Here is a 12,430-nt window from a genome sequence, read left to right on the forward strand (position 1 = left end):
CAGCCGGTCGGCAGCGGAGCCTGGAAGTCAGGACTGCGTTCGCTTTATAATCAAACGGAAGTAACGTCCCGCTGCCGGCATGCTGATATCAATTCTCTATGCAGTTTGTCGGAATTCGGCTGCCAGTCAGGCCTCGGGTCGCCATCCATTGAATATGTCACCTCTCACATAAGGGTTTATAACACTTGTCTAGTATACCGCTGGTACAGGGTCCTTTCAAGCGCAAAAATGTGTCGATTTCGCGCCCTGGAGCAGTGTATGACAACGGATGAGGAACGGTTCCGATCCTGAGGAACAGACATTGAACTACACCTTGACGTGAGGGGATTAATGTCTTAAAGTAAAAGGTGAACCACACTAGTTTTTACAATTGAATAAAGCGAAATCTTATCAAGAGTAGGTGGAGGGACTGGCCCGATGAAACCCGGCAACCGGCGGTATACCGCACGGTGCTAATTCTTGCAGCGACCAAGTGTCCAAGTGACACTGTTGTAACTGAGAGATGAGAGAGGCGCATATCTATTTACATATGACCTTTCTCGGAATCCGAGGAAGGTCTTTGTTATATGCACCGACTTCTCAGCAGTGATTTTCGCTAAGGAACTTGAGCTTGTTGCCAGCAATGTGGTTGCAATTCAGCGCCTGCAGGCAAGCTCATGGCAGCCTATAACTGTACGGATGCGAATCGTATCGAATCCGCAGTGGCTGCATCTATTTATGCACAAGGAGGAGTTAGAAACACCATGCCAATCAAAATTCCAGACACACTGCCTGCCAAGGAAGTACTTGCAGGAGAGAACATCTTTGTCATGGACGAGACATCTGCTTACCAGCAGGACATTCGTCCACTACGTATCGCTATATTAAACCTGATGCCTACAAAGGAAACGACAGAAACTCAATTGCTTCGTCTGGTGGGTAACACACCCATTCAGGTAGATATCGTTCTGGTTCATCCGAAGTCTCATACGTCCAAGAACACTTCCCAGGAATATTTGGACTTGTTCTACAAAACCTTTGATGAGATCGAACACCGCCGTTTTGACGGCATGATCATTACAGGCGCCCCTGTAGAGCAAATGGACTTTGAAGACGTGAACTATTGGAAAGAAATCCAGGAGATCTTCGAATGGACCAAAACCAATGTGACTTCGACCATGCATATATGTTGGGCTTCCCAAGCGGGTTTATACCATCATTTCGGAGTTCCCAAAGTTCCTCTGGATGAAAAATGTTTTGGCGTATTCTCACATACGATCAACAGATCTAATGTGCAGTTGCTGCGCGGATTCGATGAAGTATTCAACGTCCCGCATTCCCGCCATACGGAAGTGCGACGTGAAGATATTGAAAAAAATGATAACCTTGAAATATTGGCTGAATCAGAGGAAGCGGGTATTTTCCTGGTTGCTACCAAAGACGGCAAACAGATTTTTGCAACCGGACATGCCGAGTATGACCCGCTTTCATTGAAATGGGAATATGACCGTGATGCAGCTAAAGGCATGGACATTGCGCTGCCTAGACATTATTTCCCGAATGATGATCCTTCCCGTGTTCCCCCGGCCACTTGGCGGGCACATGCAAACTTATTATTCTCTAATTGGCTCAATTACTATGTGTATCAAGAGACACCTTACGATATTGGTCCGCAAATCTAATCGACATTACAGGAGGATGCTGCAATGGAAGACAACAAGTTGAAAATCGAAAGTCGATTGGCCCAAATTGGGTCTATCAATGAACCGGTAACGGGTGCCATTAATTTTCCGATCTATCAATCCACTGCGTTTCGCCACCCCAAGCTTGGACAAAGCACGGGATTTGATTATATTCGTACGACCAATCCAACCCGTAAAGTGTTGGAAGAAGCAGCGGCAGCGTTGGAATCTGGTGATGCAGGTTTTGCCTGTAGCTCCGGTATGGCTGCCTTGCAAACGATTTTCGCTTTATTTGGGCAAGGGGATCATCTGATTGTATCGCTGGATCTGTACGGCGGAACGTATCGTTTGCTTGAGCGCATCCTGTCTCGATTTGGTGTGACGGCAAGTTACGTCGATACCAATGACCTGGCAGCTCTGGAAAGTATTCGTCAGCCGAATACAAAAGCGGTATTTATTGAGACACCAACCAATCCACTAATGATGATTACGGATGTGGAAGCGGTTTGCTCCTGGGCCAAGAGCCACAATCTGCTGACCATTGTGGATAATACACTACTGACTCCGTTCTTCCAGCGTCCTATTGAACTCGGTGCTGATATCATCATCCATAGTGCCACGAAGTATCTGGGTGGTCATAATGATGTACTTGCCGGATTAATTATTACAAAAGGGGAGGAATTGTCGGCCGAAATGGCATTCCTGCACAATTCTATTGGAGCAGTGTTGTCTCCAAGCGACTCCTATCAGCTGATGAAAGGCATGAAGACACTCGCTCTTCGCATGGAGCGACATGAGTATAATGCCTTGACGATTGCCAAGTACCTTTTGGAGCACCCAGCCGTTAATGAAGTGTATCATCCTGGTTTGTCGGATCATCCCGGATTTGAAATACAGAATAAACAATCCAGTGGAAATACAGGCATTTTCTCTTTCAAAGTAAAGGATGCCCGTTATGTTGAACCGTTGCTTCGTAATATCAAACTGATTGCTTTTGCGGAAAGCCTCGGGGGTGTAGAGTCATTGATGACTTATCCTGCGGTACAGACCCATGCGGATATTCCGATTGAAATTCGTGACGCTGTAGGTGTGGATGACCGTCTATTGCGCTTTTCTGTAGGGATCGAGCACGCCGAAGATCTGATTGCCGATCTGGGCAATGCACTCACAGCTGCACAGCAGGAGATAGAAGGGGGAACGCATCATGAGTGAGCAAAACAATAATGCCAATAATCATGAACGGAATGTTCATTCCGACCTGAAGTTCGATACTAAGCTGTTGCATTTCGGTGACGAAATCGATAAAACCACCGGGGCTTCCAGTGTGCCAATTTACCAGGCCTCCACATTCCATCATTTTGATATTTTTAATCCACCTCAACATGATTATAGTCGTTCCGGTAACCCGACTCGTCAGGCATTGGAGGATTACATTACATTATTGGAAGGTGGGGCACGCGGATTTGCCTACTCCTCAGGCATGGCTGCCATCTCCAGTGTGTTCATGATGTTCTCGGCAGGCGATCACATGATTGTGACGGAAGATGTATATGGAGGAACGTATCGACTGCTTACTTCCATTCTGAGCCGGATGCAGATTGAGACTACCTTTGTGGATATGACCAATATTGAGGAAGTAAAGGCAGCGCTCAAACCGAACACGAAGGCAGTTTATATGGAGACACCATCCAACCCGACACTTCGGATCACGGATATTGCTGCAGTCACCTCCTGGGCACAGGAACATGAGTTAATCTCCATTCTTGATAACACCTTCATGACGCCTTATTACCAACGTCCGATTGAGCTCGGGGTAGATATTGTCGTACATAGTGCGACCAAGTTTCTTGGCGGACACAGTGATGTGCTGGCAGGTTTAGCTGTTGCTCGTACGGATTCATTGGGTACACAGCTAAAACAATTGCAGAATGGACTTGGAACCGTCCTCGGGGCTCAGGAATCCTGGCTGCTGATGCGTGGTATGAAAACCTTGGGTGCGCGCATGGCACACAGTGAACAGAGCACAGCGAAGCTGGCTGCTTGGCTTAGTGGACGCAGTGATATTACGGCTGTATTTTATCCGGGGCTGCTGGATCATCCCGGCCGTGAAGCTCATGAACGTCAGTCAAGCGGATACGGCGCTGTCGTGTCGTTTGACGTAGGTTCGGGAGATCGGGCCAAGGCTATACTTAACCGTGTGAAATTGCCAATTGTTGCCGTGAGTTTGGGTGCGGTTGAAAGTATCTTGTCTTATCCTGCGATGATGTCTCATGCGGCTATGCCGGCTGAGGTTCGCCGTGATCGGGGTATAACTGACGGATTACTGCGCTTCTCGGTTGGTCTGGAAGACATCGATGACTTGATTGCAGATCTGGATCAGGCACTTCAGGATTCGTAGAGTCCGCTGTATTGAAACACGGGTGTTAGAGCCCGCTGAAAAAGAAATGAAATAGATGGCATATGTAAACATTTTTATTAATTTTTAAAGCACCTGCTCATAAGGTGCTTTTTTTCACATGTAACCTGTGTTACGATATGTGGAGTACAGAAATGCGATGTTGCCACCAAAACTTTCATCTATATGAGCAAGTTGGGACGGATCGTGATTATATTTTCTCTTCATGAGGGAGGCTTTTTTACGATGAGTACGGTAGACCGTATCTTAGATAAAGCCCTTCGGGGCGAACGTTTGGATTTGGAAGACACGATTCAGCTGTTTGAATCAAATGAAGTAGACAAAATAGGGGCAGCCGCCAATGTGATTGTAAAACGCATGCACCCCGAACCATACAGAACATTTGTTATTGGGCGTAACGTCAACTACACGAACGTGTGTGATGTGTACTGCCGTTTTTGTGCTTTCTACCGCAGACCTGGGTCTGACGAAGGGTATGTACTTCCCGATGAAGTCATTTTCCAGAAGATTCAAGAAACCGAAGACGTAAATGGTACCGAGATTCTGATGCAAGGCGGAACGAATCCGAATCTGCCGTTTAGCTATTACACCGACCTGCTCAAAGCGATCAAGGAGCGTTTCCCTAATATTACGATGCACTCCTTCTCGCCGGCAGAAATTATGAAAATGGTTGAAGTGTCCGACGGCCTTACTTTGGAAGAGGTTGTACGTGCAATTCACGAAGCAGGACTGGATTCCCTGCCTGGTGGTGGTGCCGAAATCCTGGATGACCGTACACGCCGCAAAATCAGCCGTTTGAAAGGTTCATGGCGCGATTGGATGGACGTTATGCAGACAGCTCACCGTATCGGTATGAACACAACGGCAACGATGGTTATCGGCCTTGGTGAAACGATGGAAGAGCGCGCACTGCACCTACTTCGTGTACGTGAAGCTCAGGATGAGTGCATTGCGAACAAGTATGATTCCGAAGGATTCCTGGCGTTCATTCCTTGGACTTTCCAACCGGATAATACAAACCTGAAGCTGGAGCGTCAGACGCCAGAAGAGTACCTGAAGACGGTAGCGATCAGTCGACTGGTATTGGACAACATCAAAAACATTCAATCCTCATGGGTAACGATGGGACCTGAAGTCGGCAAAAAATCACTCGAATTTGGTTGCAATGACTTTGGTAGCACCATGATTGAAGAGAACGTGGTATCTGCTGCAGGCGCAACGTACAAAGTTAACATTGGTTCCATTACGCAACTGATTCGGGAGTCCGGTTATATTCCGGCACAGCGTAATACAAGATATGACATCCTGCGGACGTTTGATGAAGATAATGCCATTCAACAAGATTTTGTAATGCAGAACTAATATATATTTTAAAATACATCATGCTGATGAGTTGGATCGATAAGATCATTCAGTCAGTTTGGATATGAAGTCCGTTGATTACTCTTTATAAGGGGAATCGGCGGATTTTTAATTTCACTTCACACCAAGCCCTTATTCACAGATCATCAAACAGTACATATTACGCATTTGGCGATATTTTATATTGAAATTCAACTGTTACAATGAAAGGACACGTGAGTAAGCTGACATGCTGGGAAGGGGCAGGCTGATGAAAAAGAGAAGACTTGGTAAGACGGGACTGGAAGTACCTGTGCTGAGCTTTGGAGCATCCTCTCTAGGTTCGGTATTTCGTGATATTGACCAAGATGAGGGTGTTCGTACGGTTCACGCTGCTGTAGATGCAGGGATGAACTATATAGATGTTTCGCCCTATTATGGATTAACGAAAGCCGAAATCGTGCTTGGAGAAGCCATCCGTAGTTTGCCACGCAGCTCGTTTACGTTGTCGACCAAGGCTGGACGTTATGGGGAGAATGCATTTGATTTTTCGCGTAAGCGGATACATGATAGTGTACAAGAGAGTCTGGACAGACTGCACACCGATTATATCGACATTATGTTCTTGCATGATATTGAGTTTGTCCCGGCCGAAATCATTATTGAAGAAGCTTTCCCAACCTTGCTCCGGCTGAAAGAGCAGGGAGTCATTCGCCATGCAGGAATTTGTGGATTACCGCTGCCGTTATTCGAAAAGGTATTGCCACAGATTGATGCCGATGCCATCATTTCCTACTGCCATTATGCATTAAATGATACTTCACTACTGTCCTTACTGCCCCTTCTGGAAAATAAAGAAGTTGGCCTTGTGAATGCTTCGCCTCTTTCTATGGGCTTATTAAGCACAAGAGGAGCTCCTGCCTGGCACCCGGCAGATGATCGCGTGAAGCAGATTTGCCTGCAAGCGGCGCGGTTCTGCGCGGAACAGGGCACTGATATTGCGAAGCTTGCTGTACAGTTTGCAACAGCCAATGAACGGATTCCAACAACACTGGTCAGCAGTGCAAGTGAACATAATATCCGCAACAATGCAGCTTGGATTGACGAACCACTAGACCATAAACTGTTAACGGAGGTGCTGCGTATTCTGGCTCCGGTTCATAATGAGAGCTGGGCCAGCGGACGTCCTGAATATAACATTGAACATAACATGAAGTCACAAGCATCATCGAAGGGGGAACAGGAATGAGAGCAGTTATATGTGAAGAAATAAATCGTTTGGCGTTGCGAGACATAGCTGAACCCGAAAGAACCGAGAATCAGGCGCTGGTTACTATCCGACGAATTGGAATCTGTGGCACAGATTTGCATGCCTACAAAGGAAATCAGCCTTTTTTTACCTATCCCCGTGTATTGGGTCATGAGCTTGCAGGGATTGTTGAAGAAATCGGGGAGAATGAAGCGGGCCTGAAGGCGGGAGATCAGGTTAGTATTATTCCATATTTGCATTGTGGTCATTGTATCGCTTGTCGATCAGGGAAAACAAATTGTTGTGTGTCCATGCAGGTGATGGGTGTACATGTGGACGGCGGCATGCGAGAGAGGATCGTTGTGCCTGTCTCCCATCTAATCCAAGCCGACGGACTTACACTGGATGAAACTGCGATGGTAGAACCGCTGAGTATTGGTGCTCACGCGGTCAGAAGAGCAGCCCTAAGGCCTGGTGAACAGGTTGTTGTCATTGGAGCTGGACCGATTGGCCTGGGTGTGATGGCTTTTGCCAAACAGGCGGGTGCTCGGGTGATTGCTATTGACCGGAATCTGGACAGGCTGGAACTTAGCCGCACGTGGGCCGGAGTGGATAATATGGTTCAGGCCAATGAACAAGCGGCACAGCAAGTTGCTGAAATCACGAATGGGGACTATGCGACGGCTGTCTTTGATGCAACAGGAAACATGCAATCGATGAATGATGCGATCCAGTATGTGGCTCATGGTGGACAATTAATCTTTGTTGGACTGGTTAAAGCCGATATTTCCTTTCATGATCCAGACTTTCATAAGCGGGAGATGAGCATTCTGGGCAGCCGAAATGCAACCCGAGAAGATTTTGAGGAGGTCATGTCGATCTTGCGGGAGAAGAAGTTGAATATGGATGGCTACATTACACACCGGGCGAGTTTTGATCAATTGCCTGTTTCGATTGACACCTGGTTACGACCGGATTCGCATGTAGTGAAAGCGATAGTGGAGTTATAAAAAGAATAACTGAAAAAACTCTCTCTGATCCTGAATGAATGGTTAACATCCATGGGAAATCAGAGAGAGTTTTGTTTGCCTAGCTTATAGGAATCTAAATTATTTTTCCGGGTTCGTCACAATACCTGCATGTGGATCAATATGACGCACAATGGATTTGAGCCAGATCATTTCGAGGAAATGAATCTCATAGTAGAGTGCTCCCGGAACGTGTTGGATCCATCCTTCAGCGACAGCAGGATGCCCTGAATCCGTTGAAGAATCCAATGTTCCAGGTTCACGGCGCAGGCGTTTACGGATGGCTTTTTCAACTTGAGCGCTTTGTGTGGTTAAAATACATATTTTGCGCTTAGCTGTGAATCCGCGGAATGCAATATACACCATTTCATATGCAATGAGATAAGCAATTACCGAGTACATCGCTTGATCCCAACCGAAGATAACACCAGCAGCGGTTAGAATCAACAAGTTGAGCAGCATGATTATTTTTTCGATAAGCATCCGTTTCCCGCTAAATACACGTTCAGGTGGACGGGAGGACGGATCACCGATTTCCAGCGTATCCAGTGTCCCACCATACCGCACGACTAGACCGATTCCTAGACCGAGACATAATCCACCAAACATGGCGGCAGCCAGCGGGTGCTCGACAAGCGGCGGCATGGGATGAAGCACAATGGCACCAATCGAAAAGACAACCAAACCCAGAACAGTTACCAGTACGAATTTCTTTTGCACGAGTCTATAGGACAGAAAAATAAATGGAACGTTGAACAAAAACAGGAACAAACCAATCCTCATTTCGGTCCAGTGGGCGAACAACGAAGAGATGCCTGTAATGCCTCCAATAATGATCTTATTGGGATGTAGAAACAATTCAAGTCCCACGGAGGCCAGAATTCCACCCGCTATTACAAACAATAAATTCAACATGCGACGGGCAGATGATAATCTGGTCTTGGCGGTTTGTGGCACTGGATTAGCCGATATCAGAGGTGCTTTCATAGGTCATCCTCCTTTGTGCGGCTTTCGTGCCATTCTCCCTGGGTTAATCACAGAAAGATCGGCGGTAGAGCCGCGATTACGATACGTTGTCTGTTCTGAACAGACAAGGGGGTTATCCTTCTTTCTGTAGAACCTTCGGTTCTTCTTTCTTCTTCCGAGGATCCTTGAACTTGAATATTTTATCCAATAAACGGAATACATGTTTGGACTCTTTGGTTAATAAAGGACCCAGAATGGCCAGAATTAGGACATAGAGCGCGGCAAACGGTTGAATCATTGGCAACAGTCCCCCGGCTTTACCCATGTTGGCCAAGATGATGGAAAATTCACCCCGTGACACAATGGTTAATCCAATATTCGCCGATGCTTTGGGCGATAGTCCTGCACTGCGTCCGGCCATCATACCTGCCAGGAAGTTACCGAACAATGTAATAACAACTGCAATCAGAGCTAACCATACGGCTTCGCCACCCAAGGACAACGGATCAATGGACAATCCAAAGCTGAAGAAGAAGATTGCTCCGAAGAAGTCACGGAACGGTAGAATCAAGTGCTCAATCCGTTTCGCGTGTTCTGTTTCAGCAAGCACCAGACCAACCAGTAATGCACCAATCGCTTCGGCAACATGAATGGTTTCAGAGAAGCCGGCTACCAGGAACAAGGCTCCGAATACAACGAGAGAGAATAGCTCATTCGATCGAATTTTTAGCAATTTGTTTAGTAGCGGTGTTGCTTTGCGTCCAAGGATAATCACGATAAGCATGAATCCGAGAGCAATAAGTGCGGACATGATGACGCCTCCGATGGAGGATGAATCACTAAGCACAAGTCCGGACAAGATCGAGATATATACAGCGAGGAATACATCTTCGAACATAATAATACCCAATATCATCTCTGTTTCAGGATTGGCCGTTCGTTTCAAATCCACGAGTACCTTGGCCACGATGGCACTGGAAGAGATGGTAGTTATACCTGCGATAATAAGTGCTTCTGCAACTGGGAAACCGGACATAAAACCGAATATTAATCCCAGCGTGAAGTTAATCCCAATATAGATGGACCCGCCGACTGCAATGGATTTACCCGATTTGATCAGACGGCCAACCGAGAATTCCAGCCCGAGATAGAAGAGCAGGAACAGAATACCAATTCGGCCCATAAACTCAATAAACGGCTGACTTTCAATGAAACGAAAGTCCAGATGCCAGATCTTCATGGCATGAGGTCCAACGGCCATCCCGATCAGAATGTAAAATGGAACGACCGAAAATCTCAGTTTTGCGGATAAGAGTCCGGCTGCTGCAATGAGCACAAGCGCCAGACCCACTTCGAATATCAGATGATCCATCGACTCACCCCCTTCCGGTCAGGAGGAGGGATTTGAATAGCTTTTGCTGATTGCGTTCTCCAACGGCTACTACCGTGGACTCTGCACTAATCACGACCTCCGGACCGGGGCTGATATGTTTTTTGTGATTCTTCTCTACAACGGCAATAACCGTTGCCCCTGAGTTTTGACGTACGTCCAGTTCACCAATAGATTTACCGATACATCCGTAGGATGGCTCGATTTTGTACCATTCAATTATCAGATCGTCAAACGTTACTTCAATATTTTCAAGCTGCTTTGGTTTATAGGTCAATCCACCAACGATGGCAGCAATCTGTCTTGCTTCATAGTCATCAAGCGTAATCATGGAGATGCTTTGGTCTGGATCATCGTACTCAAAATGGTACATTTCCCGGCGACCGTCATCGTGAATAATGACAATAATTTTATCTCCACTGCTCGTTTCAATCTGGAATTTCTTGCCGATTCCCGGCAAATCTGTTTCGCGTACATCCATGGATAGTATGCCTCCTTAAATTGAGGCTGGCCACAGAAGACAGGCTTATTTCCCGAAAATAGAATGATCTGCTGCTCTTAGGAACATTAAATGATGCGGGTAAACAGAGCCAGGGACTCCTGACACACAGCCTTGTGTTGTGAATTTTTAATGAAAATGGGGATAACAAAATAGACGTTAACAAATAGGTGTTGCCAATAAAGCTGATCGATATCTAACATTTGCTAAAAGGGTTATAAGTTATGCACAAGCACACCGTCTTTCAGACAGAGGCGTCTCCATGCAAAGCAACCTAAAATACGGTGTAACGGCTAGCTAAGAGCGTTCACGTAAATTGGTGCTATAGGGGTGGGAGATACATACATACTGGTGAATTTGATGGGTAGCAGAAATAATCTGCGTTTAAACAGACAAATCAACGGTTTAAAGGGTAGACGCGGTGTAGGAATTCGCAGCATTAGCAACAAAGCGAGCACAAGAAAGACAGGTTTGTTATGCGTGACCGCAATCAACTTCGACATGACTTGTGGGTATTTGCGAATGGCAGGTTTCTGCTGAGACTCCAATGTGTGGACAAGCACTTCCTTGTTGGAAGTCGTCTCAACGGTTACCTCGACAGCGGATTCCGACTGCATCGGAATAGGGAAGGACAACGCTTGGAATACGCACAAAATGATAATAAAAGCGTAACGGAGTATTCTTGGTTGTTGTCTCATTTTGGCTTCCCCCCTTTTCCGTGAAACATACTGTTATAAAAATAATAACACATTTTTGTCTTAACTCCAAACAGATTGATAATATACTGAGAAATCATGACACGCTTTCCATCAATCCGCTTCGTATATCCCTATCGGCCTTGCCATATACTTTGAACAGGAAGGAAAGGAGTGATTCTTATGGAACTGTTCGCCGTATGGACCGATGTATCAGGGCAGGAGGAAGCGGATCAATTTTATCGTTGTGTGAAGGAAAAAACCAAAGGTTTACATATAAGCAAAAGAGGATTTCGGCTCACCTTCAAACATAATGACGGAAGAGCGGCCTGGGTATGCAGAGGCAATGAGAATCACGCTGACTTCCAGCAATGGTTGCCCCAGATCAGTGATTTGCTTGCAACGGGACTTGCAGATTTCATTATGGATACGCGTGAACGTATTATGGTAGAAGAGATGATCTCAAAGGCCTGCTCAGTCATGGATGAACATGAGGTGGAGAAGGTAAACCGGATATGCATGCCTTTATTATTCAATGGCGACTTGGATCAGCCAGGCCTGCGAGAGCGTCGCCGTACCACTTTGGCCAATGGATTGAAGCAGGATTTGGAAGAGGTGCATTTTTTTCATCTTGAAGGCATTCTTAATTTCCGGATTCGGCCATATAAGCAGGAACTTCATGAGCTGGTAGAATATGCGCTGGATGAATTCTGGATGGATCGTCAATATGAAGAGTTTATGGGGCTGCTCAAGTATTTTGTGTTCTTTCAGGAGGCGAAAGTACCTCTTGTGCATTTGATACACAAAGGTTTGCATGAATTTCAGGTATTGGATGCTGCGCTTAATGTGCTGCCTGTACAAAAGGATGAACAGGTCGTCGTGGAGATGCCAGGACTTGAATTGGAAATGGATATCGAAGATATGATCGTGAGTACGCTGATCTCCATCTCACCTGAAAAGGTCATGCTGCATACACGCACTCCAGATCTGCCTATCATCTCTACGATCCGCCAGATCTTTGAAGACAAGGTGCAATTATGCCATCATTGCCCTGAGTGTGAAGTATTGCGCTCCGGATTGTTGACAGGTCTTGACGCAAGTGATATCGGCAATTATAATAACTGTTGATCCATGATATTTATTTGAGGTTGTTATGGAACAATAAACAAAAGCGTTGACAAAGAC

11 protein-coding genes and 1 riboswitch are annotated in these 12,430 nt (G+C 46.1%); of the genes, 7 read left to right on the forward strand and 4 right to left on the reverse strand.

The genetic code is table 11. The features are described 5' to 3' along the window. The first annotated feature begins 384 nt into the window (after positions 1 to 384). Positions 385 to 509, forward strand: a riboswitch (SAM riboswitch). A 234-nt stretch (positions 510 to 743) separates the two neighbouring features. The 6 genes from metA (at position 744) to ACDJ58_RS07725 (ending at position 7,677) form a co-directional block, all read left to right on the forward strand. Continuing rightward, complete coding sequence (gene metA, locus ACDJ58_RS07700) at positions 744 to 1,661, forward strand: homoserine O-acetyltransferase MetA (RefSeq protein ID WP_113051738.1); 918 nt, start codon at positions 744 to 746, stop codon at positions 1,659 to 1,661. Between the two features lie 24 nt (positions 1,662 to 1,685). After that, positions 1,686 to 2,873: an aminotransferase class I/II-fold pyridoxal phosphate-dependent enzyme gene (locus tag ACDJ58_RS07705; RefSeq protein ID WP_413376872.1), complete on the forward strand. Its 1,188-nt coding sequence runs from the start codon at positions 1,686 to 1,688 to the stop codon at positions 2,871 to 2,873. After that, positions 2,866 to 4,059: a trans-sulfuration enzyme family protein gene (locus tag ACDJ58_RS07710; protein WP_413376874.1), complete on the forward strand. Its 1,194-nt coding sequence runs from the start codon at positions 2,866 to 2,868 to the stop codon at positions 4,057 to 4,059. The genes ACDJ58_RS07705 and ACDJ58_RS07710 overlap by 8 nt, the downstream gene beginning before the upstream one ends. 243 nt (positions 4,060 to 4,302) lie before the next feature. Further along, positions 4,303 to 5,439: a cyclic dehypoxanthinyl futalosine synthase gene (gene mqnC / locus ACDJ58_RS07715; protein WP_413376876.1), complete on the forward strand. Its 1,137-nt coding sequence runs from the start codon at positions 4,303 to 4,305 to the stop codon at positions 5,437 to 5,439. 250 nt (positions 5,440 to 5,689) lie between these two features. Beyond that, complete coding sequence (locus ACDJ58_RS07720) at positions 5,690 to 6,667, forward strand: aldo/keto reductase (protein ID WP_413376878.1); 978 nt, start codon at positions 5,690 to 5,692, stop codon at positions 6,665 to 6,667. Then, positions 6,664 to 7,677, forward strand: a complete 1,014-nt coding sequence (locus ACDJ58_RS07725; protein ID WP_413376880.1) for a zinc-binding alcohol dehydrogenase family protein — start codon at positions 6,664 to 6,666, stop codon at positions 7,675 to 7,677. The genes ACDJ58_RS07720 and ACDJ58_RS07725 overlap by 4 nt, the downstream gene beginning before the upstream one ends. Before the next feature lie 99 nt (positions 7,678 to 7,776). On the opposite strand, the gene ACDJ58_RS07730 is transcribed toward ACDJ58_RS07725, so the two are convergent. From ACDJ58_RS07730 to ACDJ58_RS07745, 4 genes are all read right to left on the reverse strand, one after another. Then, positions 7,777 to 8,682, reverse strand: coding sequence for a YitT family protein (locus tag ACDJ58_RS07730; protein ID WP_413376881.1), 906 nt, complete (start codon positions 8,680 to 8,682; stop codon positions 7,777 to 7,779). Positions 8,683 to 8,794: 112 nt separating this feature from the next. Further along, complete coding sequence (locus tag ACDJ58_RS07735) at positions 8,795 to 10,033, reverse strand: cation:proton antiporter (protein WP_063564230.1); 1,239 nt, start codon at positions 10,031 to 10,033, stop codon at positions 8,795 to 8,797. Positions 10,034 to 10,037: 4 nt separating this feature from the next. Next, entirely contained in the window at positions 10,038 to 10,532 is a 495-nt protein-coding gene (locus ACDJ58_RS07740; RefSeq protein WP_053780467.1) for a cation:proton antiporter regulatory subunit, read from the reverse strand. Positions 10,533 to 10,843: 311 nt separating this feature from the next. Then, positions 10,844 to 11,248 (reverse strand): hypothetical protein, encoded by a 405-nt coding sequence (locus tag ACDJ58_RS07745; protein WP_076289900.1) that lies wholly within the window; start codon positions 11,246 to 11,248, stop codon positions 10,844 to 10,846. Between the two features lie 180 nt (positions 11,249 to 11,428). Between ACDJ58_RS07745 and ACDJ58_RS07750 the strand changes: the two genes are divergently transcribed. Further along, a complete protein-coding gene (locus ACDJ58_RS07750) occupies positions 11,429 to 12,373 on the forward strand; it encodes a putative sporulation protein YtxC (protein ID WP_413376883.1) in 945 nt (314 codons plus the stop codon). Positions 12,374 to 12,430 lie beyond the last annotated feature (57 nt).

Origin of the sequence: Paenibacillus taichungensis, assembly GCF_047302525.1 — a bacterium.
In the GTDB taxonomy this organism is placed as follows: domain Bacteria; phylum Bacillota; class Bacilli; order Paenibacillales; family Paenibacillaceae; genus Paenibacillus; species Paenibacillus taichungensis_B.

Excerpts from the sequence above, each read along its gene's own strand:
- metA (WP_113051738.1), top strand. The coding sequence starts at position 744 with ATGCCAATCAAAATTCCAGACACACTGCCTGCCAAGGAAGTACTTGCA.
- ACDJ58_RS07705 (WP_413376872.1), top strand. The coding sequence starts at position 1,686 with ATGGAAGACAACAAGTTGAAAATCGAAAGTCGATTGGCCCAAATTGGG.
- ACDJ58_RS07710 (WP_413376874.1), top strand. The coding sequence starts at position 2,866 with ATGAGTGAGCAAAACAATAATGCCAATAATCATGAACGGAATGTTCAT.
- mqnC (WP_413376876.1), top strand. The coding sequence starts at position 4,303 with ATGAGTACGGTAGACCGTATCTTAGATAAAGCCCTTCGGGGCGAACGT.
- ACDJ58_RS07720 (WP_413376878.1), top strand. The coding sequence starts at position 5,690 with ATGAAAAAGAGAAGACTTGGTAAGACGGGACTGGAAGTACCTGTGCTG.
- ACDJ58_RS07725 (WP_413376880.1), top strand. The coding sequence starts at position 6,664 with ATGAGAGCAGTTATATGTGAAGAAATAAATCGTTTGGCGTTGCGAGAC.
- ACDJ58_RS07730 (WP_413376881.1), bottom strand. The coding sequence starts at position 8,682 with ATGAAAGCACCTCTGATATCGGCTAATCCAGTGCCACAAACCGCCAAG.
- ACDJ58_RS07735 (WP_063564230.1), bottom strand. The coding sequence starts at position 10,033 with ATGGATCATCTGATATTCGAAGTGGGTCTGGCGCTTGTGCTCATTGCA.
- ACDJ58_RS07740 (WP_053780467.1), bottom strand. The coding sequence starts at position 10,532 with ATGGATGTACGCGAAACAGATTTGCCGGGAATCGGCAAGAAATTCCAG.
- ACDJ58_RS07745 (WP_076289900.1), bottom strand. The coding sequence starts at position 11,248 with ATGAGACAACAACCAAGAATACTCCGTTACGCTTTTATTATCATTTTG.
- ACDJ58_RS07750 (WP_413376883.1), top strand. The coding sequence starts at position 11,429 with ATGGAACTGTTCGCCGTATGGACCGATGTATCAGGGCAGGAGGAAGCG.